Raw genomic sequence first — 23615 nt, forward strand, 5'->3', positions numbered from 1 at the left:
GCTTCCTTGGCTGGAGTCTCAGGCGTCCGGGGCTGCGGCGTTCAGGCCCAGCTCACCGAGTACGCGACCGCGGGATTCGTCGTCGGCGAGCACGCCTTCGATCGCTTTACGGAACGCAGGTGCGTTACCCAGCGGGCCTTTGAGGGCCACCAGCGCATCGCGCAGTTCCATCAGTTTTTTCAGCTCAGGCACTTGCTCGACCAGGCTGGCCGGGTTGAAGTCCTTCATCGAATTGACGCGCAGTTGCACAGCCAGCTCGTCGGCCTCGCCATCTTCCTGCAGACGGTTCGGCACGCTCAGCGTCAGACCCAGCTCTTGCTTGGCCAACACTTCGTCGAAGGTCATCTTGTCGATGCTGATCGGCTTGCGATCTTCGATTTTGCGATCGTCCTTGCGGTGGGTGTAGTCACCGATTGCCAGCAGCTTCAGCGGCAGTTCAATCTCTTCCTGAGCACCGCCGGTGGCGGGTTTGAAGGTGACGTTGATGCGTTCCTTGGGGGCTACCGAGCCTTCTTTGGCCATGGCTTTTCTCCTTGCGGTTGTGGCCCTGGGGCCTATTCGAGTACCACTTCGAGATCGAGGTGGCACAGCCTGCGATAAATCTCTTCCTTGCGTTCACGCACTGCATGGTTCTGCGGCAACAACTCGCAGCAACTGTGCAGCAGGTGCAGCACTTCCAATGCAAGATCGGGCTCCCAGGCGTGCAGGCCTGAGTCCTGTAATGTCTGATCGAGGGTTTCGAGCTGGTTCTTGGCCAGTTCGTATTTCTTGGCCATGAAGCACAGCCGCGCGAGGGCGAACTGCCAGAAGAACCGCTCGCGGCCACCGTGGGCCGACTGCAGCCCCTGTTTGAGGATTTGCACGGCAGGCTTGAGGCCTTCTTTGCGCAGCAGCGGCAGCACGTCCTGCAGGGCCTTTTCCCAGGCGGGCTGGGTTTCGATGTCATCGGTTTCGACCTTGCGCGGCGCGCTGGCGCTTTGCAGGTGCGGCATGACATTGCCGGCGATCCACGCCCGGGTGGACGGATCGGCAAACGGCGCGCCGTCATGGAAACGACATTCGATGATCCCGGGCAGGCGCTGAACCAAAAGCGCGAAGTGGATTTCCACTTCGCGCATTGCCATCTCGGCGTTGAGGTTCTGGAGACATTCCCAGACCATCCTCTGGCCATCGAACCAGAACGGCGCCTTCGCCAGGCTCGCCTCCAGTTCCACCAGCAGGTCGGCGTATTTGCCTTGATCGAAGCGATCCTGATACTGCTTGAGTTTGTCCACCGGCAGACCGCGCAACACGGTGATCTGCTCGGCGTTGCGCTCGGGCACCGCGTCGATCGGCAGCCACAGTAAGGTGCGGTTCAGACGCAAGGCACGCAGGTCGGTGGCCTTCTGCTTGAGCCACCAGGCACACAACGGACGCGCGCTTTCCTGCTGGGCGCGCAGAGCCTTGTAGGCGTCTTTTTCGTTGTCGATCGGTGCGCCGGGGGTCAGCAGCTGGCTCGCGGCCTGCTTGACCTGCGCCACCGCCGCACCCACCACACCGGGGGCCGGCTGATTGTCGGCGGCACGCTGGATCATGGTTTTCAGGCGGCGCGAGAGCGGCAACAGCAGCGGCGCGTCGTCGCCCAAATGTTCAGTGCACGCGGCATCGAGGCCGGCCAGATGCTCGGACAACTGCCGGAACATCGGCAGCTGTTCCTTGATCGCAATGTTTTCGGTGAGCACCTGCTCCAGGCGCGGCACCAGCCAGCCGATGGCGGCGGCACGGGTACGCGGCTTGAGCGGGTGAACGTCGGCCCAGTGGTTTTCCGACAGATGGTGCAGCAGACCGAGGCCGGCCAGCAGCCCGGGGAAGGATTCGCGCTGGTACAGCGACCAGGTCAGCCAGGCGCCGACACGCAAATCCTTGGATTGGGTGCGCAGCAGGTTTTCGCTGTTTTCGCGGATTTTCAGCCAGTCGATCTGCCCGCTTTCGTGCATCGACGAGGCTTTGGCCAGCTCGCTTTCCAGCGCCTCGAATTCGCTCGAAAAACGAACGTCTTCGCCCGCGAAATTCTCTTTGGAAACAGAGACTTTTGCGAGTTCGAGGTAATGGGCGGAAAGTTTGCTTGAGTAGGACATCCATGGCCTTTATTCAGGATTACAGTCAGGCGCCTATTGGAGTTACCGCGGCGCGGGACAGTATCGAAGAGCGGTGAAGCGACTCATCCAATTGAGATGTGCTCTTTCAAGTGGGCGCATCGTAATCACTATGATGGCCACTAGCAAGCATCTGATTAAACAACAAGACGAAGTGTTCAGTGGGGTGTGTAAGAGATCGCCCTATATATGGCAGGGGAATCCCTGATGGCGAATTATATTGCGCGCATTTGCCTCGCCCCCTCAGAACCCTTGATCCAGAGCGGCCCAACCCGCTCTGTGCGAATCGCCTCGAACACCCGTCCCAATACACGGCGGCAAGCATGACAACTCTCGAAAAAAATGGAAGTAGGACTCTTCCGAAAATGCATTGGATTTTACAAACGATTTACCGACGACAATACTCAACAACAAAAGTGCCATCAATTTGATGGCAATTCATTTTTCTGAAACTTTATTCAGCTCGTGAATGCTGTACTTCAGTGCTAACTCAATAATTATCGAAGTGACTTCCCACAGACATTTCCTTCAATCCGCACAACACTTTCACGCCCGGAATACTCTGACAAATGTCAGGGATACTTCTTACATCAATTTATTTCCTGCGTCGCTAGCGTGCCTTGGCAAATTCTTTTCGCGTGGCGATCAGGGAGGATCGAACACCGCGCATCGACTCACTATGCCAAGGACAAGCGTATGTTCAGTACGGGCAGCTGCGCGCCTTTCTCCCTGCACATTCCCGGCGTTCGTCATGACTTCGAGGTGCTCGCATTTGATGGTGAAGAAGCCATCAGCCGCCTGTACGCGTTCCGGGTCGAGCTGGTCAGCGAACGTGCAGATATCGATCTGGAAAGCCTGCTCAGTCAGCCGGCATTTCTGCAATTCGGGTTCAACGACGAAGGGATTCACGGGCGCATTGAAGATGTACGGGTGGGTGAAAGGGGAAAACGCCTGACCCACTATGAGCTGACGCTGGTGCCTGCGTTGCATTATCTGCAGTTCAGTCATGACCAACGGATTTTTCAGCAGCGTACGGTGCCGCAGATCATCGCGCAGGTGCTCAAAAGGCATGGCATTCAAGGTGATGCTTTTACCTTTCATGTCGCCTCGAATCCGCCACGCGACTATTGCACTCAGTACGCGGAAAGCGACTTTGAGTTCATACAGCGCCTGTGCGCCGAGGACGGAATCGCTTGGCATCACCAGCATTCGGCGGACGGCCACCTGCTGGTGTTCACCGATGACCAGGTGTTTCTCCCCACGTTGGCTGCGATGCCGTATCTGCAGGAATCCGGCATGGTGGCCGAGCATCAGGTGGTCAGCCGATTCAGTGTGCGCAACAGTACGCGCACCAGCACCGTCACTCGTCGTGACTACGACCTGAAACGCCCGAGCCTGTTGCTTGAAGCCCGCTTCACTGCCGGCTTCACTCCAGCACTGGAGGACTACCGTTATCCTCTATTGATTGAAAACGACAGGCGCGGCAAGCAAGTTGCCCGGCAAGCGCTGGAGCGCCACCGTAGTGATTACGAACGGGGCGACGGCGAAAGCGATCAGACGAGTCTGCGTAGCGGCCACTTGTTTGAGCTGAACGGACACCCGCGCAAACAGTGCAACGATCTGTGGCTGCTGCTCAGCGTTACTCACGAAGGCCGCCAGCCGCAAGTGCTTGAGGAGACCGGCACCGGCAACGTCGAACCCGCCGATGGTTTTACCCAAGGCTACCGCAATCGCTTTAGCGTGATTCCTGGCGAGGTGGTATTCAGGCCTGCACTGCCGCCGCCACGCCGTCCGCTGGTGACTCAGACCGCACGGGTTACCGGCCCCGAAGGCGAAGAGATTTATTGCGATGAGTTCGGTCGCGTGAAGATCGAATTTCCCTGGGATCGCAAAGAACTTAACAGTGACCGCAGCAGTTGTTGGGTACGCGTAGCGAGCAGTTGGGCCGGCGATCATTTTGGCGCAGTGACCATTCCGCGGGTTGGCATGGAAGTCGTGGTGTCCTTTTTGGAGGGCGACCCGGACAAACCACTGATCACCGGTTGTGTGTCCAACAGAGTTACCGCGCCACCCTACTCATTACCCGATCACAAGACCCGAACTGTCTTGCGCAGCGAAAGCTCGCCGCGCAATGGCGGTTACAACGAACTGTCGATCGAGGATCGCGCCGGGCAAGAGCTCATCCATGTGCGCGCACAGCGCGACATGGCGCAAAAAATCGACAACAGCTTTCAACTGGAAGTGGGCAACGAGCGCCGCGAAACCATCAATGGCAACAGTTACACCCGTGCCGGAAGGTCTCTCGACATCGAGGCCGGCCAGCAAGTGCTGCTCAAGGCTGGCGCCAGTGTGGTGCTGGATGCTGGCGCCAGCATCACGCTGAAGGCTGGCGGCCATCACCTCGTGATCGATAGCGGTGGCATTTTCAGCAGCACTGAAATCGAAACGGACCGCGAGCCGCAAGACAGTGAAGCGCCCCAGCCGCTGCGGCCTGGACTGGATGGCGCATTACCCGTTGCGCCAGCGGTACACGAACGCGCAGAGGCAGAGCTCGAGGAAGAGGAGGAAGAAGTCGACCTGGAGGATGAGACGCCGGGGGGAATAACTTTGCGTATCGGGGTGTTTTTCGATGGCACGGGGAATAATCGAGTGAACAGCCAAATGACCGCTGGCTGTTACGCGCTCGAGGTGGGGCTGGCGGAGCAGGCGGAAGAAATCCAAAAGTTCTGCATGAGCCAAGGTTATGACGAATGGGGCGGAGCACCCGATACCAGTTACGGCAACGACCTGAGCAATGTGGCGAGGCTATATGACTTGTATCGCGATGACAGTGAACGAAGATTGGAAAGTGATGAACCTACTGGATTCATCCCGGTATATGTGGAAGGCATCGGCACCAGCAGCGGAGCGGAGGACTCGCTGTACTCGCAAGCAACTGGAGACGGCGCACAGGGCGTCTTGGCAAGAGTCGAGCAAACTCCCTCACTCATCCTAGAGCGGCTGCGTTTTTTTCATCAGCACAATGAAGATAGGAAAGTCGCTCGAATCGAGTTTGATATTTTCGGATTCAGCCGAGGCGCTGCGGCTGCGAGGCACTTTGCCAATGAAGTGCTGAAGAGCGAGAAAAACATCTTGGCGGAGGTATTCGCGAACACACCTATGACCGTCGAGGGTTTCAGCCGGGATGACATCGCCATCAACTTCATTGGCATTTTCGACACTGCTGCAGCCGTCGCAAAAATGTCCTTCGGCGATTTTAGCGTTCACGACGCCGCAAACCCCGGCGTAAACCTTTACCTCGCGCCAGACATTGCAAAAAAAGTTGTGCATCTCGTGGCAAGGGATGAGCGCCGTCACAATTTTTCGCTGAACACCGCCGATACCGCCGATATCGTATTGCCAGGCGTGCACTCCGATCTGGGTGGCGGGTATGTGCCCCGTATCACCGAGCGTGTTTTACTCAGCAAACCCCGCCAAAGCCCGGAGGATGTGCGCCTGCCCCATCATGAATCCGATGCTTACAGGGTCACACAGTATGAACTCAGGCGACTGCAAGACCAGCTCAATCTGCATGGTTTGCCACTGCAAATACGTACTTGGGAGAAGATATTCACCCGAAACGCCAGGGGCGACAGAGCCCGTTGGAAACAAGTGCATGCAGTCATCAGTTGCGAGCGTGAAGTACGCAATGATCTGTCATTGATCTATTTGCGAGTCATGCGGGAATTGGGCGTGAAACATGGCGTCCAGTTCAAAATCATTAAAGAAGACGACAGCCGGTATGCGCTGCCAGAGGAACTACACACCATCGCAGGAAAATTAATGGCTTACGCGCTCGGTGAAAGCCGCCGTATCGGATTGACACTGGCCGAAGAAGCTCTGCTCGTAGCTCGCTACATTCATCTATCCGCAAATTGGAACGCTGCAAGAGGATTGGATGGGAGCGAACTCAGCATCGTGTTCATCAACCGGCCCGCCGAAAACTTTATACGTGCGGTGCATCCTAATGTTTGAGAAATATGTCTCCTGCAGCATTTTTTGCAGTTTGTCGCTTGCACTGCTTTTGAGCGGATGTACTTCACCTTCTGATCGCTCTCTGCCCTACGACGCATGGACAGTGCAGTTTTTCTCTCCTGACTACATGGATGTAGTGATTGAGTCTACCGCGGCAGTAGATATAGATAACCGGCTATTCAGTAACGTCGGCAGCAGCGTCGCAGCACAACGCTATCCGAACCCGTACAGAAAAGGCACACCGAGCGAATTCAAAGGCAATCCTGCCGGGTGGCCCGAAGACCCTTGGGGGAAAGGTCGACCGACTTCAGGCGCGAACCTACCCGAACGTATCTATGTCCGCTGGCAGTCTCTCGCTGAACCCCAAACCTACGAGGTTGTTATCAGAATTCCAGAGGCCACTCGAAAGCTGATGCTTGAACGCAAGGAAAGCTTTTGTGCGTTCGATGGAAAAGTCATAACGCAATTCCGAAAATGGCTGGTAGTGGGACTGGCCCCGGGTGGTATTGCCAAGGTATGGGTTCGCGGACCATGCCTTCCGGGAGTCGAAGTCACACGTGTAGAAGGCATAATCCACTCAAAGGGATCGAATAGCGGGCTCAGAGACGGGAAATACTCTGCTCTACAGGAAGAATCCAAAGCCTATATCGAAAAATTCGGCATTCCCTATGGCTCGTGGTAATCACAATCCGGTTATCTCACCGGGGAATCCAAGCCATAACATAGGCAAATACTTATGCCTGCTTTTCGGATTTCTGCTGGCAGTTTGCACTCAAATCCATGCTCAAGCGAAAGATAATCAGCCCTGGTTCCTTGGCTTTGGAGCACCAGACTATATGGAGGTCTGGATTGAAACCGCCGATGTGGTGGATATCCGGGAGCGAGTATTCCGACGCGCCGGAGCCGGAATTGCTTCGGTAAGAGTCCCGGCCGATAAAAAAGGCACACCGGCAGGTTGGCCAAAAAATCCCGGAAGTGGCGCAGGGCGTGATGTCACCGGCGCTGACCTGCCCCGCTTGATCTACGTGCGCTGGCAGTCACTGGCCGAACCTCAGACCTATGAAGCCTATATCGTCATCCCCGAATCAGCCCGGGAGATCATGCGCAAGCCGGAGAAAGTTTTTTGCAGGGCTGATGGCAAATGGATTACCGACTACCGCGACGGCGTCGGAATCGGCTTGGCTCCCGGCGGCATTGTGAAGGTCTGGCTTGGAGGACCTTGCCTCAAGTCTCTAGAGATTGCTCGGGTCGAAGGAAGTGTAGTGAAACAAGGCCCCTATCAAGGAAAAAACGAGGGGCGGTACGCGTTGCCCCTATCACCTGAATCAAAAACCTACATCGAAAAATTCGGCATCCCCTTCGGGAGCTGGTAAGGAGCTTTACCTCATGGAATTGAAACCCCTGCTTTTCGCAGCACTGATGTCGCTACCCGTCACTCAAGCCTCCGCAGATACCCCACCACTGGACGGTCATTACTATCTGACCGGCGCAATGGAAATGGGCGCCGAATTGCTGCTGCGCAAGGACGGCACGTTTGACGCAGGCGTGGCATATGGCAGTGCTGACGGCTTTGCCAAAGGCACCTGGCAGGTGGAGAACAACACCGTGACACTGAAGAGCGAGACCAAAGCGGCGTCGAACAGCGATTTATCCGGCCTGTTTCAGGATCTGCAACTGGCAATCGAGCCGAACTGCCTGGCCGTGGATTTCGGCAACGGCAAGGCCTGTTTCCGACGTCAGTAAGCCGATTGGCAGCCACAAAAAATGGGCACCCGACCGCAATCGGTGTGCCCATTTTTATTGCAGTTCTCCCTGCTTGTCAGGAGTTCGCCGCAACTTAAGGATTGACGCTGTCTTTCAACGACTTGCCTGGCTTGAATGCAACAGTGTTGCTGGCCTTGATTTTCACCGGTTCGCCGGTTTGCGGGTTCTTGCCGGTGCGGGCGCCGCGGTGGCGTTGCAGGAAGGTGCCGAAGCCCACCAGCGTGACGCTGTCCTTGCGGTGCAGAGCGCCGGTGATTTCTTCGAGGACGGCGTTGAGCACGCGGTTGGCCTGTTCTTTGGTCAGATCCGCTTTTTCAGCGATTGCAGCGGCGAGTTCTGGTTTACGCATTAGTGAAGCCCCTTTGACGGTTTTTTGTTGTTATGTCCGTGCTGTTCTCGTTGGAACAGCGCCCAAGGCGCCGCAGGCTCTACTCTGCGGCAGACGGGAGTGAGAATGGCACGCGGATACCGGCGGCGCCAGTCTCCCCGCGACCTTTGTAGGGGCAAAAGCGGGGTGATTCCGACAGAACGACCGGTATTTACGCCAGCAGGGGCGGAAGCTGTTTGTTCAGGGCGAGTTTTTCCATCACCGCCGCGCCGGTCAGCGCGTAACCGAGCAACTGACCCTCGGCACTGTGGCACAGGGCCTTGATGTCGGCGCCCTGCCCTTCGACGGTCCAGACACCTTCGCTGCCCCGAGGCGGTGGCGACACGACCAACGGGCATACCGGGGTTTTCACCGTGATCGGCATCGCGCCGTAGCTCACGGCTGTCGGATTGCCGGCCAGGGTTTGTGCCAGCGCACGCGCACAGCTCATGAGGGGCATCACGTACAACAGATTCAGCCCATCGACCTCGGCGCAGTCGCCCAGGGCGTAGATATTGGCGTGGGACGTTTTCAAATAACGGTCGACGACAACGCCGCGATTGACCTGCACCCCGGCAGCCGCCGCCAGATCGATGCGCGGACGCAGGCCGATAGCCGACACCACCACATCGCAGGCAATCACCTGGCCGTCGGACAGATGCGCTTCCAGCCCATCCGCGACTTTTTGCAGGCGGGTGAGCACCGGGCCAAGGTGAAAACGCGCGCCCAGGCTTTCCAGCCCGGCCTGCACGGCGGCCGCAGCGGCCGGGTGCAGCAGCATTGGCATCACTTGCTCGCACGGCGCCACCAGTTGCACCTCGTAGCCGCCGAGGATCAGGTCGTTGGCGAATTCGCAGCCGATCAGGCCCGCTCCCAGCAGCAACACGCGGCGCTTGCCCGCAGCGGCGGCACGAAAGCGTGCGTAGTCTTCGAGATCGTTGATCGGGAATACCAGTTCGGCGCCATCGCCTTCGATCGGCACCCGCACGGTTTCCGCGCCCCAGGCGAGGATCAGGTCGCGGTAGTACACCGCTTCTTCGCCGATCCACAGGCGCTTGTGGCCGGCGTCGATGCCGCTGATGCGCGTGTGGGTGCGCACTTCGGCCTTCAATTGCTCGGCCATGGCGCCGGGTTCGGCCATGCTCAGGCCATCAGCGTCCTTGTTCTTGCCGAAACCGGTGGAGAGCATCGGTTTGGAGTAAGAGCGCCCGTCGTCGGCGGTAATCAGCAGCAGCGGGGTTTCGCCATCGAGTTTGCGAAACTCCCGGGCCAGGTTGTAACCCGCGAGCCCGGTGCCGACGATTACGACAGGTGCGTTCATGCCTTACTCCTTGGTTTTTCTCAGTTGATTTCGATCATTTCGAAGTCCGACTTGCCGACGCCGCAATCCGGGCACAGCCAGTCTTCCGGCACGTCCTGCCACAGGGTGCCTGGCGCGATGCCGTCATCCGGCCAACCTTCGGCTTCGTTGTAGATCAGGCCGCAGACGATGCATTGCCACTTTTTCATTCAGGTACTTCCTCAATTCAGGCTTTGGTCGGCGCGGACGGTCGATGGTGGTTGCGCTGCCGTCCGGCTCAGGGCGTTTTGTACTGAGGGTGCCGGGCAGATGCAAGCCTGTTCGGCGCAACGGCGACCCGGATCCATCAAATTCGCAGCACGCCATGTTAAGCTCGCCGCCTCATTTGCGGCCAATAATGACTCATTGTGCACCATTCAAATGCCTGCCCGGCCCCGCTCTGGCTGACTCAAAGCCGACTGACGCCCCTTCCCGATTCGTTGACCCTGAACTGGTTGTTCGACGAAGGCTCGCTGACCCGCCGCCTGACGCGGCTGTCGAATGACGGCTTCAGCGTCACACCGTTGTTCGAAGGCTGGGACACTCTGCGCAGTGACGAATGCGCGGCGCTGGATCTGGCCGAAGGCAGCGAAGGCTGGGTGCGCGAGGTGTATCTGCGCGGTCACGGCGAGGCCTGGGTGTTCGCCCGTAGCGTGGCGTCACGCGCCGCCCTGCAAGGCGACGGCTTGCACATGGACGAACTGGGCAGCCGCTCGCTGGGCGAACTGCTGTTTTGCGACCACGCTTTCCAGCGCCGCGCCATCGAGGTCTGCCACTACCCGCAGGACTGGCTGCCATCAGAATGCCGCGCGCCGGAACTGTGGGGCCGCCGCTCGCGCTTCGACCGTGGCGCCCTGAGCGTGCTGGTGGCGGAGATTTTCCTGCCGACGCTGTGGAGCACCGCCCGCGCCCATCCGGAGAACAGCTGATGTACCAGAGCCTGCTCAAGTCCCTGAACCGCTTGAACCCGCGCGCCTGGGATTTCATTCAGCTGACGCGCATGGACAAGCCGATCGGCATTTACCTGCTGCTGTGGCCGACGCTATGGGCGCTATGGATTGCCGGTAAGGGCTCGCCCTCGCTGGCCAATATCGTGATTTTTGTCCTCGGCGTGGTACTGACCCGCGCCGGGGGTTGCGTGATCAACGACTGGGCGGATCGCAAGGTTGATGGCCACGTCAAACGCACCGCGCAACGACCGCTGGCCAGCGGCAAGATCAGTTCGAAAGAGGCGCTGGTGTTCTTCGCGCTGCTGATGGGCGTGAGCTTCCTGCTGGTGCTGTGCACCAATGCGCCGACCATCTGGCTGTCGCTGGGCGGCCTGGCGCTGGCGTTCACCTATCCGTTCATGAAGCGCTACACCTATTACCCGCAAGTGGTGCTCGGCGCGGCGTTCTCGTGGGGCATGCCGATGGCGTTCACCGCCGAAACCGGCGAACTGCCTGCCGCCGCGTGGCTGCTGTGGATCGCCAATCTGTTGTGGACGGTGGGTTACGACACCTATTACGCGATGACTGACCGTGATGACGACCTGAAGATCGGCGTGAAATCCACGGCGATTCTGTTTGGTGATGCGGATCGGGTAATCATCCTGACCCTGCAGGCGCTGTCATTGGGCTGTCTGCTGCTGGCCGGGTCGAAGTTCGAGCTGGGGACGTGGTTCCATCTCGGCCTGCTGGTGGCCGCGGGCTGTTATGCGTGGGAGTTCTGGTACACCCGCGATCGCGACCGCATGCGTTGCTTCAAGGCGTTCTTGCACAACCATTGGGCCGGATTGGCGATTTTTGTCGGGATCGTGCTGGATTACGCGTTGCGCTGATCCACAAAAACCTGTGGAAGCGAGCCTGCTCGCGAAGGCGTCGTGTCAGTCAGCCAATGTGTTAACTGACACACTGCTTTCGCGAGCAGGCACGCTCCCACAGGGATGTAGTTGCTGCAGGAATCAGTGTTTAGGCATGTGCCACATGTCCTTGAACCCTTCCCCCTTCATGTCGCCCGGTTTTTCATCCATTTTGAAGGTGTAAAGCGGCTTGCCGTCATATGCCCACTGCATGGTGCCGTCATCACGCTTGATGGGGGTGAATTTGCCTTCAGCCTTGGCACCCGCCGGCGCCATCATCGGCGGCCAGTTCTTCGCGCAATCGCCGTTGCACATCGATTTACCGCCCGTGTCCTTGTCGAAGGTGTACACGGTCATGCCTTTGTGATCGGTCATCATGCCGTCTTTCATCATGACCGGGTCAGCGGCGAACGCCATCGACGGTAATGCAACGGCAGCAGCCATCAGCAGGGCTTTGAAAGAAGCAGTCATTTGAGTCATGGAAACCTTCTTTTGTGGTTGTCAGGATTCGGACTTAGAGCTTAGCCCAGGATCACGCCAACCGCCGGGCGACTAAAATACTGTCACACGACTGCAATAATTCCGTTATCTAATGCGGCGCAAGACAGTTAAATGACAAGAGGATTAAGGCATGGTTGGCAGGAGCATTCTGATCGTCGACGACGAAGCGCCCATTCGCGAAATGATCGCCGTTGCGTTGGAAATGGCCGGCTATGACTGCCTCGAGGCGGAGAACTCGCAGCAGGCACACGCCATCATCGTTGACCGCAAACCGGACCTGATCCTGCTCGACTGGATGCTGCCCGGCACCTCCGGCATCGAACTGGCCCGCCGCCTCAAGCGTGACGAGCTGACCGGGGACATCCCGATCATCATGCTCACCGCCAAGGGCGAAGAGGACAACAAGATCCAGGGGCTTGAAGTCGGCGCCGACGACTACATCACCAAGCCGTTTTCCCCACGCGAACTGGTCGCCCGCCTCAAGGCTGTGCTGCGCCGCGCCGGCCCGACCGATGGCGAAGCGCCGATCGAAGTCGGCGGCCTGCTGCTCGACCCGATCAGCCACCGCGTGACCATCGACGGCCGTCCGGCCGAGATGGGCCCGACCGAATACCGTCTGCTGCAATTCTTCATGACCCACCAGGAACGCGCCTACACGCGCGGGCAGTTGCTGGATCAGGTCTGGGGCGGCAACGTCTATGTTGAAGAGCGTACCGTCGACGTGCACATCCGGCGCCTGCGCAAAGCCCTCGGCGATGCCTACGAAAATCTGGTACAAACCGTGCGCGGCACCGGCTACCGGTTTTCCACCAAGGCCTGATCCGACCGCCAGACTCGCTGACAAGGACCGTATTTTCCGTGAATCAAAACTGGCATGGCACCCTGATTCGCCACATGCTGTTGCTGGTCACCGCCTGCCTGGTGATCGGCTTGATCAGCGGCTATTACGGCTGGAGCCTCGCTGCAGGCCTGGGCCTGTATCTGGCCTGGACGCTCAAGCAACTGCTGCGCCTGCACGAATGGCTGCGTCTGCACCAACCCGATGAAGCACCGCCCGACGGCTATGGCCTGTGGGGCGAGGTATTCGACAGCATCTACCACCTGCAACGCCGCGACCAACGGGTACGCGGGCGCCTGCAAGCGGTGATCGACCGGGTGCAGGAGTCCACCGCCGCGCTGAAAGATGCGGTGATCATGCTCGACAGCGACGGCAACCTGGAATGGTGGAACCGCGCCGCCGAAACCCTGCTCGGCCTCAAGACCCCGCAGGACAGCGGCCAACCGGTGACCAACCTGGTGCGCCATCCGCGCTTCAAGGAATACTTCGAGCAGGACAGCTACGCCGAACCGCTGGAAATCCCTTCGCCCACCAATGATCGTGTGCGCATCCAGCTGTACCTCACGCGTTACGGCAACAACGAACACTTGATGCTAGTGCGCGACGTCACGCGCATCCATCAGCTGGAACAGATGCGCAAAGACTTCATCGCCAACGTCTCCCACGAACTGCGCACGCCGCTGACGGTGATCTGCGGCTACCTGGAAACCTTGCTCGACAATGTCGAGGAAGTGAATCCGCGCTGGAGCCGCGCCCTGCAGCAGATGCAGCAACAGGGCGGGCGCATGCAGACCCTGCTCAACGACCTGCTGTTGCTGGCGAAACTGGAAGCCACCGATTACCCGTCGGACAATCAGCCGGTGCAGATCGACACCCTGCTGCAATCGATCAAGAGCGACGCCAAGCAGTTGTCCGGGCAGAAAAACCAGAAAATCACCCTCGAAGCCGACGGCAAGATCCTGCTCAAGGGCAGCGAGGCGGAACTGCGCAGCGCCTTCTCCAACCTGGTGTTCAACGCCGTGAAGTACACCCCGGCCGAGGGCAACATCCGCATTCGCTGGTGGGGCGACGAGCAAGGCGCGCACCTGAGCGTGCAGGACTCCGGGATCGGCATCGACAGCAAGCACCTGCCGCGCCTGACCGAACGCTTCTACCGTGTCGACTCCAGTCGCAACTCCAACACCGGCGGCACCGGGCTGGGCCTGGCAATCGTCAAACATGTGTTGCTGCGCCACCGCGCACGGATGGAGATCAGCAGCGTGCCTGGTCATGGCAGCACGTTCACCTGCCACTTCGCCCCGGCCCAGGTGGCCCAGGCACGGGCCATCAGCGCCGCCGAGTGATACCGGCCAGCACGCGCCACTAGGCAATCGCCAAGTCAGCCGCTACATTGGCTGACTTGCGTCTGCCTTTCAGGCGCGATTTTTTCTCTCTTACGAATCACACGGAACCTGCAAAACTCCATCATGGACCCTTCCCCTGGCTTGTCCCTCGCTACGATTTTCGCCGATTTCGGCATGATTCTTTTCGCTCTGATCCTGGTGTTGCTCAACGGCTTCTTCGTTGCAGCGGAATTCGCCATGGTCAAACTGCGCTCGACCCGGGTCGAGGCCATCGCCGACAAGAACGGCTGGCGCGGGCACATCCTGCGCACCGTTCACAGTCAGCTGGATGCGTACCTCTCGGCCTGTCAGCTCGGTATCACCCTCGCCTCCCTCGGCCTGGGCTGGGTCGGTGAACCGGCGTTCGCGCACCTGCTCGAACCACTGCTGAGCGCGGTCGGCGTGCAGTCGCCGGAAGTGGTCAAAGGCATTTCGTTCTTTACCGCGTTCTTCATCATTTCCTACCTGCACATCGTGGTCGGTGAGCTGGCGCCCAAGTCGTGGGCGATCCGCAAACCCGAGCTGCTGTCGCTGTGGACGGCAGTGCCGCTGTACCTGTTCTACTGGGCGATGTACCCGGCGATCTACCTGCTCAACGCCAGCGCCAACGCGATTCTGCGCATCGCCGGCCAGGGCGAACCCGGCCCGCACCACGAACATCATTACAGCCGCGAAGAACTGAAACTGATCCTGCACTCCAGCCGTGGTCAGGACCCGAGCGACCAGGGCATGCGCGTGCTGGCCTCGGCGGTGGAAATGGGCGAACTGGAGGTGGTCGACTGGGCCAACTCCCGCGAAGACCTGATCACCCTCGAATTCAACGCACCGCTGAAAGAAATCCTCGCGATGTTCCGTCGCCACAAGTTCAGCCGGTATCCGGTGTACGACAGCGAACGCCAGGAGTTCGTCGGTCTGCTGCACATCAAGGACCTGTTGCTGGAACTGGCGGCGCTGGACCACATTCCCGAGTCGTTCAACCTGGCTGAACTGACCCGCCCGCTGGAGCGCGTGTCGCGGCACATGCCGCTGTCGCAGCTGCTGGAGCAGTTCCGCAAGGGCGGCTCGCACTTCGCCGTGGTCGAAGAGGCCGACGGCAACATCATCGGCTACCTGACCATGGAAGACGTGCTGGAAGTGCTGGTCGGCGACATCCAGGACGAACACCGCAAGGCCGAGCGCGGGATCCTCGCGTATCAACCGGGCAAGCTGCTGGTACGCGGCGACACGCCGCTGTTCAAAGTTGAACGCCTGCTCGGTATCGACCTGGATCACATCGAAGCGGAAACCCTCGCCGGGCTGGTCTACGAGACCCTCAAGCGCGTCCCGGAAGAGGAAGAGGTGCTGGAAGTCGAAGGCCTGCGGATCATCATCAAGAAGATGAAAGGGCCGAAGATTGTGCTGGCCAAGGTGTTGATGCTGGATTGATGGGTGTTTTGGGGGACGCTTCTGTGGTGAGGGGATTGATCCCCCTCACCACAGAAGCCCCTCCACAGCGGCCCCCTAACGGTTTTACTGTTTGCCCAACGCAAAGTTGGGCAACGCCCCCAGCGGCTGGTTGAACTGATACGGAATCGACACCAGCCCCTGCCCGGTATTGCGCTGCACCACAAAGTGCAGGTGCGGGCCGCTGCTGTTGCCGGTATTGCCCGACAGCGCCAGCGGGCTGCCAACCGTCACCCGCTGCCCCTCGCGTACGCTCACCGAACCTTGCTTGAGATGCAGGTACACACCCATCGTGCCGTCGTCATGCAGCACCCGGACAAAATTGCCGGACGCATCATTGCCGCGCCCGCTCTGTGAGTTTTCGGTTTTCACCACCACCCCGGCCCGTGCGGCAATGATCGGCGTGCCGACCGGCATGGCGATGTCCATCGCATACCGGTTCTTCGGCCCGTAATGGCTGTACTGGCCATTGGCGCCCTGACTCAGACGGAACGGCCCGCCCCGCCACGGCAACGGATAGCGATAGCTCTGCGCGGCGCCTGCAGGGTCACCCAGGGAATACTGAAATTGCGGTGAATACACCAGCGGCTGACCCTGGGTAATCGCTGTGAGCAGCGCCAACCGGGTATTACTGCGCGCAGGCAGCACTCGGCGGATGGTCTGGGCCGGCACGCCACGCACGTTGCTCATCCCGGTAAACGCCAGCGCAATCTCGACCGGCGCATACAGATCGTTGCGCACGAACACCACGTCGGCGCCCTTCTGCTTCTTGATGTCGAGGTACACCTGGCGCTCCAGATGTTCGACCATGCGGTCCTGAAACACGAACACCTGCGAGCCTTTGCTCGGCCGGTCGCTGTACGAGACGACACCGTTGGCATCGGTGGATTTGTAGATGGTCATGGCCACAGTCGAGGTGGAGGCCAGGAAAAGACCACAGAGAAACAGCAGGCGCGCGAGCATGGGCAGGAATCTGTCGAAGGAAGGCCTGGAAAAGAGCCTAGCAGCTGAGACAGACCAGGCTAGTCGACAGATGTTTCAAGTTGCCCAGCGCACAAAGCAAAAGATCGCAGCCTGCGGCAGCTCCTACNCATTCCAATGTAGGAGCTGCCGCAGGCTGCGATCTTTTCACAGACGCCGCTTACGCACCCGGAACGAAGTGCTTCTGCGCCGTACCGCGGGCGATCAGGCGGGAGATGTAGTCGAGCTTCTGCGCATCCTGGTCGACGAAACGGAACGTCAGTTGCAGCCAGTCGCTGTCGGCTTTCTGTTCGTGGGCAACGATGGCGTGCAGGTAGCCGTTGAGGCGGGCGATTTCGGCGTTGTCGCCCTGCTCCAGATCGAGCACGGCGCTGTCGAGAATCTGCGGCAGGGCATCGGTGCGTTTCACCACTAACAGCGCTTCCTTGATGCTCAGGGCCTTGATCACGCATTGCTGGGTGCCGCCTGGCAGGCGCAACTGGCCCTGGCCACGACCGCCGGCCGGTGCTTTGGAGGCGGCCGGAGCCTGAACTGGCGGGCTGTTGAGCAAGCCGCGGGACGGCGCCGCAGCAGGCGCCGCAGCAGCGGCTGGCTTAGCGAACGGATTGGCCGCCGCAGCGGCCGGCGCAGCACCGACCACCGCAGGCTTGCCACCGGTCAGCGCGCTCAGGGAATCGTTGCCGAACGCCGAATTCATCTTGGTCGGTGCACTGTTCATCAAGGTGTCGAGCTTGCCGACCTTGTTCAGCGCCTGCTTGACATTGGTCAGCAGTTGCTCGTTGGTGAACGGCTTGCTGACATAGCCGGAAACGCCGGCCTGAATCGCCTGCACCACGTTCTCTTTATCACCACGGCTGGCGACCATGATGAATGGCATGGTCTTGAGATTGTCCTGCTCGCGGCACCAGGTCAGCAGTTCAAGACCGGACATTTCCGGCATTTCCCAGTCGCACAGCACCAGGTCGAATGCTTCCTTGGCCAACATGGCCTGAGCCTTTTTGCCGTTGATGGCATCCTCGGTGCGGATCCCCGGGAAGTAATTACGCAGGCACTTTTTCACCAGGTCGCGAATGAACGAAGCGTCGTCCACGACCAACACACTGATCTTGCTCATCCAACACCCCTATAAAAATCCCGGCAAGCATACCGCTTTGCTGATGGCACATTGCCAACAATCTTCAGTCACGCCGGGACTTTTCGTTCGCGGGTGCTGCTTTTTAATTCGATTTTCTGTTCAAGCGCCATAAACAAAAACGCCCGGCCAAAGGGCCGGGCGCTTTTCTCAGGCAATCTTACTTATCGTCAGCATCGCCCGGAACATTAGCGGTTTCGCCGCTTGTGCCTTGAACTTCTTCTTTCATGCGTTTGAGGCCCAGGTGCCGCACATCGGTGCCGCGTACCAGGTAGATCACCAACTCCGAGATGTTGCGCGCGTGGTCGCCGATACGCTCCAGCGAACGCAGCACCCAGATGATGCTCAGAACCCGCGAAATAGAGCGCGGGTCTTCCATCATGTAGGTGGCCAGCTCACGCAGCGCAGTCTTGTATTCACGGTCGATGACCTTGTCATATTGCGCCACCGACAGCGCCAGATCGGCGTCGAAGCGGGCAAAGGCGTCCAGCGCATCGCGCACCATGTTGCGCACCTGGTCGCCGATATGACGCACTTCGACATAACCGCGCGGCGCTTCGCCTTCTTCGCACAGCTGAATGGCACGACGGGCGATCTTGGTCGCTTCGTCGCCGATGCGCTCCAGATCGATCACAGACTTGGAGATGCTGATGATCAGACGCAGGTCGGACGCCGCTGGCTGACGACGGGCGAGAATGCGCAGGCACTCTTCGTCGATGTTGCGTTCCATCTGATTGATCTGGTCGTCGATCTCGCGCACCTGCTGAGCCAGGCCCGAGTCGGCCTCGATCAGTGCGGTGACCGCGTCGTTGACCTGCTTCTCGACCAGCCCGCCCATGGCCAGGAGGTGGCTGCGCACTTCCTCAAGCTCGGCGTTGAACTGCGCGGAGATGTGGTGGGTAAGGCCTTCTTTACTAATCATGGTGGCGTCCTTGGAGCGTCCGGTAAGGTGCGGTGGGCCGCAGCGTCAATTCTGTGAATAACCGCAACTGTCAGCCATAACGACCGGTGATGTAGTCTTCGGTCTGTTTCTTCGCCGGATTGGTGAACAGGGTGTCGGTGTCGCCGAATTCCACCAGTTTGCCCATGTACATGAACGCCGTGTAGTCGGAAACCCGCGCGGCCTGCTGCATGTTGTGGGTCACGATGACGATGGTGAACTTTGACTTCAGCTCGTAGATCAGCTCTTCGACTTTCAGGGTCGAGATCGGGTCGAGGGCCGAGCACGGCTCGTCGAGCAGCAACACTTCCGGCTCAACCGCGATGGTGCGGGCAATCACCAGACGCTGCTGCTGACCACCGGACAGGCCGAGTGCCGAGTCGTGCAGACGGTCTTTGACCTCATCCCAGAGGGCCGCGCCTTTCAGCGCCCACTCGACGGCTTCGTCGAGGATGCGCTTCTTGTTGATGCCTTGAATGCGCAAACCGTAGACCACGTTTTCGTAAATGGTCTTGGGGAACGGGTTGGGCTTCTGGAACACCATGCCCACACGGCGACGCAGCTCGGCAACGTCTTCACCCTTGCGGTAGATGTTGTTGCCGTACAGGTTGATCGCACCTTCGACACGGCAGCCGTCCACCAGGTCGTTCATGCGGTTGAAGGTGCGCAGCAGCGTGGACTTGCCGCAGCCGGACGGGCCGATGAACGCGGTCACGCGCTGTTTCGGGATGTTCATGCTGACGTCGAACAGCGCCTGCTTCTCACCGTAGAACAGGCTCAGGCCCGGGACCTCGATGGCCACCGTTTCCTGCTCGAGGCTCAAGCTCTGCTTGTCGCGACCCAGGGCCGACATGTTGATGCCGTGGGTATGTGTTTCGTGCTGCATGGGAGGCTCCCTGTGCTAACAAATTCGGTTCGTTGTACCGCCGGACAACGCCAGCGGGTTACTCAAATTCTGTGTCTGTCGCGATTCCTGTGGGAGCTGGCTTGCCAGCGATGGCATCACCGCGGTGTTACTGGCAGACCGAGTCGTCTGCATCGCTGGCAAGCCAGCTCCCACAGGGTTTGTGTTAACTATCCAGTGCTTTGTATTTTTCGCGCAGGTGGTTACGAATCCACACCGCCGACAGGTTCAACGTGGCGATCACCAGCACCAGCAGCAACGCCGTGGCGTACACCAGCGGCCGTGCCGCTTCGACGTTCGGGCTCTGGAAGCCGACGTCATAGATGTGGAAGCCCAGGTGCATGATCTTCTGGTCCAGGTGCAGGTACGGGTAATTGCCGTCCACTGGCAGCGACGGTGCCAGTTTCACTACACCCACCAGCATCAGCGGCGCCACTTCACCGGCGGCGCGAGCCACGGCGAGGATCATGCCGGTCATCATGGCCGGGCTGGCCATTGGCAGGACGATCTTCCACAGCGTCTCGGCCTTGGTCGCGCCCAGTGCCAGCGAGCCTTCACGGACGGTGCGCGGGATACGCGCCAGACCTTCCTCGGTCGCCACGATCACCACCGGCACCGCCAGCAGCGCCAGGGTCAACGAAGCCCAGAGCAGACCCGGTGTGCCGAACGTCGGCGCTGGCAGCGCTTCAGGGAAGAACAGACGGTCGACCGAACCACCCAGCACGTAGACGAAGAAGCCCAGACCGAACACGCCGTAGACGATCGCCGGCACACCGGCGAGGTTGTTCACCGCGATGCGGATCACTCGGGTCAGGGTGTTCTGCTTGGCGTATTCACGCAGGTACACCGCCGCCAGCACGCCGAACGGGGTGACGATCATCGCCATGATCAGGGTCATCATCACGGTGCCGAAGATCGCCGGGAAGATCCCGCCTTCGGTGTTCGCTTCACGCGGGTCATCCGAGAGGAACTCCCAGACCTTGCCGAAGTAGAAACCGATCTTGGTCATCGTGCCCATGGCGTTCGGCTGGTAAGCGTGAACCACTTTGCCCAGGCTGATTTCGATCTCTTTGCCGTTTGCATCGCGGGCGGTCAACGCGTCGCGGTTGAACTGCGCATGCAGATCGCTCAGGCGTGCTTCGACATCCTGATAACGCGCGTTCAGCTCGGCACGCTCGGCGTCCATGTCCGCTTGCGCGGTGGCGTCGAGCTTGCCGTCCAGTTCCAGCTTGCGCCCGTGCAGACGGATGCGTTCCAGCCCTGCGTTGATCGCACCGATGTCAGTCTTTTCCAGCGATTTGAGCTGTGCAGCCAGGCCGTTCACCCGGTTGATCCGCGCTTGTAGCTCAGGCCACGCCGCTTCACCTTCGGCGATGACCTTGCCGTCCTGTTTGACGTTGACCAGGTAGCCGTAGAAGTTGCCCCACTCGCGACGCTCGATCGCCATCAGTTCCGGCGGCGTGGTCTGCTTGGTCAGCCACTCGCCGACCACCCAGGTGAAATCGTTGCCGTTCAGGTCGCGGTTACCGACCTTGATCAGCTCGCGGGTCATGAATTCCGGGCCCTGATCAGGCACCGGCAGGCCGGCGCTTTTCAGGCGTGCGCGCGGTACTTCTTCTTTCTGTACCACTTCGCCGATGACCAGGTGATTGGCCTGGCCCGGTACGTCGTAGCTGGCGTGGATCAGGTCCGCCGGCCAGAAGTGACCCAGACCGCGCACGGCAATCACCGCCAGCAGGCCAATGGTCATGATGACCGCAATGGACACCGCGCCACCGCTGATCCAGACGCCCGGGGCGCCGCTCTTGAACCATCCATTCAGGGAGTTCTGTTTCACAGACTTCTACCTTTCTTAAAGCGACGAGTATTTCTTGCGCAGACGCTGACGAATCAGTTCTGCCAGGGTGTTCATGACGAAGGTGAACAACAGCAGCACCAGCGCCGAGAGGAACAGCACGCGGTAGTGGCTGCCGCCGACTTCCGACTCGGGCATTTCCACCGCGACGTTGGCGGCCAGGGTGCGCAGGCCTTCGAACAGGTTCATTTCCATGACCGGAGTGTTACCGGTGGCCATCAACACGATCATGGTTTCGCCGACCGCACGGCCCATGCCGATCATCAGCGCCGAGAAGATCCCCGGGCTGGCGGTGAGGATCACCACGCGGGTCATGGTCTGCCACGGCGTGGCACCAAGCGCCAGGGAACCGAGGGTCAGGCCACGCGGCACGCTGAACACGGCATCTTCGGCAATCGAGTAGATGTTCGGGATCACCGCAAAACCCATCGCCAGACCCACCACCAGAGCGTTGCGCTGGTCGTAGGTGATGCCCAGGTCGTGGGAGATCCACATGCGCATGTCACCGCCGAAGAACCAGTTCTCCATGTACGGGCTCATGTACAGCGACAACCAACCGACAAACAGGATCACCGGAATCAGCAGCGCACTTTCCCAGCCATCCGGGACTTTCAGGCGGATCGACTCAGGCAGGCGACTGAAGGTAAAACCGGCGACCAGAATGCCGATCGGCAACAGCATCAGCAGACTGAAGATGCCCGGCAGATGCCCTTCCACATACGGGGCGAGGAACAGACCGGCGAAGAACCCGAGGATCACCGTCGGCATCGCTTCCATCAACTCGATCACCGGCTTGACCTTGCGGCGCATGCCCGGGGCCATGAAGTAGGCGGTATAGATCGCAGCGGCAACCGCCAGCGGTGCCGCCAGCAGCATCGCGTAGAACGCGGCTTTCAGGGTGCCGAAGGTCAGTGGCGAGAGACTCAGTTTCGGTTCGAAATCGGTGTTGGCCGCCGTCGATTGCCAGACGTATTTAGGCTCGTCGTAGTTCTCGTACCAGACCTTGCTCCACAACGCGCTCCACGACACTTCCGGGTGCGGGTTGTCGAGTAGCAGCGGTTGCAGCTTGCCGCCGGCCTCGACGATCACCCGGTTGGCGCGCGGCGACAGGCCGAACAGGCCCTGACCTTCGGCCACCGGCTCGACCAGCAACGTGCGGTGCGCGGTGCTGTGGAACACACCGAGCTTGCCGCTGGCATCAAGGGCCACGAAGCCCTTGCGACGCTCTTCGGCGGTGATTTCAACGATCGGCGTGGTGCCCATCTGGAAAGTACGGATCTGCTTCAGGCGCAGTTCGCCATCGGTGTCACGGGCCATGAACCACTGGGCCAGGCCACCCTTGGAGTCACCGATGATCAGCGAGATGCCACCCACCAGTTGCGTGCTCGCAGTGACTTCGGCGTCAGCGTTTTCCAGCAGTTTGTAGCGACCGTTGAGGCTCTTGTCGCGCAGGCTGAACACGTCGGCCTGGGCGCGCCCGTTGACCACGTACAGCCATTGCTGGCGCGGGTCGACGAAGATGTTTTTCACCGGCTCGGTCATCTGCGGCAGTTCGATACGCTTCTGCTCGTTGGTGACTTCGCCGGTCATCATGTTTTCTTCGCTGGTCAGCGCCAGCACATTAAGTTGCGCACCGGTCGAGCCGACCAGCATCAGCGTCGAATCGGTGGCGTTGAGGCTGACGTGCTCCAGCGCACCGCCGCTCTCGTTCACTGCGATCGGGGCTTCGCCGTACGGGTATTCGATGGCCGGGGTGATGGTTTTCTTGCCATCGGGATAGCTGACTTTATAGGTGTGACGGAACACCAGCGCCTGGCCGTTGGACAGGCCCACCGCTACCAGCGGATGACCTGGCTGATCTTCGCCAATGGAAGTGACGGTCGCGCCAGCAGGAACCGGCAGATCGACGCGCTTCAATTCAGCGCCACTGTCGATGTCGAAGAACAGCGCCTGGCCTTTGTCGGAAACGCGCATTGCCACCTGATTCTGCTCTTCGAGCGAAATCATCAGCGGCTTGCCGGCGTCCTGCATCCAGGCTGGGGTAATGGCATCTTTCGCGGTCAGGCTGGCACCCTGGAACAACGGGGCAACGACGTAGGCGAGGAAGAAGAAGATCAGCGTGATGGCTGCCAGCACCGCCAGACCGCCAACGAGGACGTACCAGCGGGTGAAGCGATCCT

21 protein-coding genes are annotated in these 23615 nt (G+C 59.8%); 9 read left to right on the top strand and 12 right to left on the bottom strand.

Features of this window, described 5'->3' with window-relative positions; all coding sequences use genetic code 11:
* Positions 1–18 precede the first annotated feature (18 nt).
* Together tssB and tssA are read right to left on the bottom strand one after the other, a co-directional pair.
* Positions 19–522, bottom strand: coding sequence for a type VI secretion system contractile sheath small subunit (gene tssB, locus ACTJKS_RS03955; RefSeq protein WP_003229587.1), 504 nt, complete (start codon positions 520–522; stop codon positions 19–21).
* 32 nt (positions 523–554) lie between these two features.
* A complete protein-coding gene (gene tssA / locus ACTJKS_RS03960) occupies positions 555–2117 on the bottom strand; it encodes a type VI secretion system protein TssA (protein WP_108184226.1) in 1563 nt (520 codons plus the stop codon).
* A gap of 714 nt (positions 2118–2831) precedes the next feature.
* Between tssA and tssI the strand changes: the two genes are divergently transcribed.
* The 4 genes from tssI to ACTJKS_RS03980 are packed head-to-tail and all read left to right on the top strand — an operon-like array spanning position 2832 to position 7892.
* Positions 2832–6149: a type VI secretion system tip protein TssI/VgrG gene (gene tssI / locus ACTJKS_RS03965; protein WP_262949073.1), complete on the top strand. Its 3318-nt coding sequence runs from the start codon at positions 2832–2834 to the stop codon at positions 6147–6149.
* Complete coding sequence (locus tag ACTJKS_RS03970) at positions 6142–6831, top strand: DUF2931 family protein (RefSeq protein ID WP_108184228.1); 690 nt, start codon at positions 6142–6144, stop codon at positions 6829–6831. The genes tssI and ACTJKS_RS03970 overlap by 8 nt, the downstream gene beginning before the upstream one ends.
* Positions 6818–7522 (top strand): DUF2931 family protein, encoded by a 705-nt coding sequence (locus ACTJKS_RS03975; RefSeq protein ID WP_108184229.1) that lies wholly within the window; start codon positions 6818–6820, stop codon positions 7520–7522. The genes ACTJKS_RS03970 and ACTJKS_RS03975 overlap by 14 nt, the downstream gene beginning before the upstream one ends.
* A 13-nt stretch (positions 7523–7535) precedes the next feature.
* The gene (locus ACTJKS_RS03980; RefSeq protein WP_041071609.1) at positions 7536–7892 is read left to right on the top strand and encodes a hypothetical protein; all 357 of its coding nucleotides are present in this window, start codon (positions 7536–7538) and stop codon (positions 7890–7892) included.
* 94 nt (positions 7893–7986) lie between these two features.
* Here ACTJKS_RS03980 and ACTJKS_RS03985 read toward each other — a convergent pair whose 3' ends face one another.
* The 3 genes from ACTJKS_RS03985 to ACTJKS_RS03995 form a co-directional block, all read right to left on the bottom strand.
* Positions 7987–8262: an HU family DNA-binding protein gene (locus ACTJKS_RS03985; RefSeq protein ID WP_003213368.1), complete on the bottom strand. Its 276-nt coding sequence runs from the start codon at positions 8260–8262 to the stop codon at positions 7987–7989.
* 190 nt (positions 8263–8452) lie between these two features.
* Complete coding sequence (locus tag ACTJKS_RS03990; RefSeq protein ID WP_108184230.1) at positions 8453–9601, bottom strand: NAD(P)/FAD-dependent oxidoreductase; 1149 nt, start codon at positions 9599–9601, stop codon at positions 8453–8455.
* Between the two features lie 20 nt (positions 9602–9621).
* On the bottom strand, positions 9622–9789 hold the full coding sequence (locus ACTJKS_RS03995; RefSeq protein WP_086792472.1) for a rubredoxin: 168 nt from the start codon (positions 9787–9789) through the stop codon (positions 9622–9624).
* A gap of 198 nt (positions 9790–9987) precedes the next feature.
* Here ACTJKS_RS03995 and ACTJKS_RS04000 point away from each other — a divergent pair, with 198 nt between their 5' ends.
* Both ACTJKS_RS04000 and ubiA read left to right on the top strand, forming a co-directional pair.
* Positions 9988–10548 (top strand): chorismate--pyruvate lyase family protein, encoded by a 561-nt coding sequence (locus tag ACTJKS_RS04000; RefSeq protein WP_108184231.1) that lies wholly within the window; start codon positions 9988–9990, stop codon positions 10546–10548.
* Positions 10548–11438: a 4-hydroxybenzoate octaprenyltransferase gene (gene ubiA / locus ACTJKS_RS04005; protein ID WP_108184232.1), complete on the top strand. Its 891-nt coding sequence runs from the start codon at positions 10548–10550 to the stop codon at positions 11436–11438. The genes ACTJKS_RS04000 and ubiA overlap by 1 nt, the downstream gene beginning before the upstream one ends.
* Before the next feature lie 123 nt (positions 11439–11561).
* Here ubiA and ACTJKS_RS04010 read toward each other — a convergent pair whose 3' ends face one another.
* Positions 11562–11939: a COG4315 family predicted lipoprotein gene (locus tag ACTJKS_RS04010; protein ID WP_041071626.1), complete on the bottom strand. Its 378-nt coding sequence runs from the start codon at positions 11937–11939 to the stop codon at positions 11562–11564.
* A gap of 151 nt (positions 11940–12090) precedes the next feature.
* Here ACTJKS_RS04010 and phoB point away from each other — a divergent pair, with 151 nt between their 5' ends.
* From phoB to ACTJKS_RS04025, 3 genes are all read left to right on the top strand, one after another.
* The gene (gene phoB, locus ACTJKS_RS04015) at positions 12091–12780 is read left to right on the top strand and encodes a phosphate regulon transcriptional regulator PhoB (RefSeq protein WP_003229608.1); all 690 of its coding nucleotides are present in this window, start codon (positions 12091–12093) and stop codon (positions 12778–12780) included.
* Positions 12781–12854: 74 nt separating this feature from the next.
* Entirely contained in the window at positions 12855–14141 is a 1287-nt protein-coding gene (gene phoR, locus ACTJKS_RS04020; protein WP_260688132.1) for a phosphate regulon sensor histidine kinase PhoR, read from the top strand.
* A 123-nt stretch (positions 14142–14264) separates the two neighbouring features.
* Positions 14265–15605: a hemolysin family protein gene (locus ACTJKS_RS04025; RefSeq protein WP_007962298.1), complete on the top strand. Its 1341-nt coding sequence runs from the start codon at positions 14265–14267 to the stop codon at positions 15603–15605.
* 84 nt (positions 15606–15689) lie between these two features.
* Here ACTJKS_RS04025 and ACTJKS_RS04030 read toward each other — a convergent pair whose 3' ends face one another.
* The 6 genes from ACTJKS_RS04030 to ACTJKS_RS04055 all read right to left on the bottom strand — a co-directional run bounded on the left by ACTJKS_RS04030 (position 15690) and on the right by ACTJKS_RS04055 (position 23466).
* Positions 15690–16586, bottom strand: coding sequence for a peptidoglycan DD-metalloendopeptidase family protein (locus tag ACTJKS_RS04030; RefSeq protein ID WP_041071631.1), 897 nt, complete (start codon positions 16584–16586; stop codon positions 15690–15692).
* A 178-nt stretch (positions 16587–16764) separates the two neighbouring features.
* Positions 16765–17718 (bottom strand): response regulator, encoded by a 954-nt coding sequence (locus ACTJKS_RS04035; RefSeq protein WP_440828796.1) that lies wholly within the window; start codon positions 17716–17718, stop codon positions 16765–16767.
* A gap of 178 nt (positions 17719–17896) precedes the next feature.
* A complete protein-coding gene (gene phoU / locus ACTJKS_RS04040) occupies positions 17897–18658 on the bottom strand; it encodes a phosphate signaling complex protein PhoU (protein WP_007962290.1) in 762 nt (253 codons plus the stop codon).
* 70 nt (positions 18659–18728) lie between these two features.
* Positions 18729–19562: a phosphate ABC transporter ATP-binding protein PstB gene (pstB, locus tag ACTJKS_RS04045; RefSeq protein WP_007962289.1), complete on the bottom strand. Its 834-nt coding sequence runs from the start codon at positions 19560–19562 to the stop codon at positions 18729–18731.
* A gap of 184 nt (positions 19563–19746) precedes the next feature.
* Entirely contained in the window at positions 19747–21417 is a 1671-nt protein-coding gene (gene pstA, locus ACTJKS_RS04050; protein ID WP_041071636.1) for a phosphate ABC transporter permease PstA, read from the bottom strand.
* A gap of 15 nt (positions 21418–21432) precedes the next feature.
* Positions 21433–23466 (bottom strand): ABC transporter permease subunit, encoded by a 2034-nt coding sequence (locus ACTJKS_RS04055; RefSeq protein ID WP_182403087.1) that lies wholly within the window; start codon positions 23464–23466, stop codon positions 21433–21435.
* Positions 23467–23615: the final 149 nt, after the last annotated feature.

The organism is Pseudomonas sp. 22189 (assembly GCF_052045635.1).
Lineage (GTDB): Bacteria > Pseudomonadota > Gammaproteobacteria > Pseudomonadales > Pseudomonadaceae > Aquipseudomonas > Aquipseudomonas parakoreensis.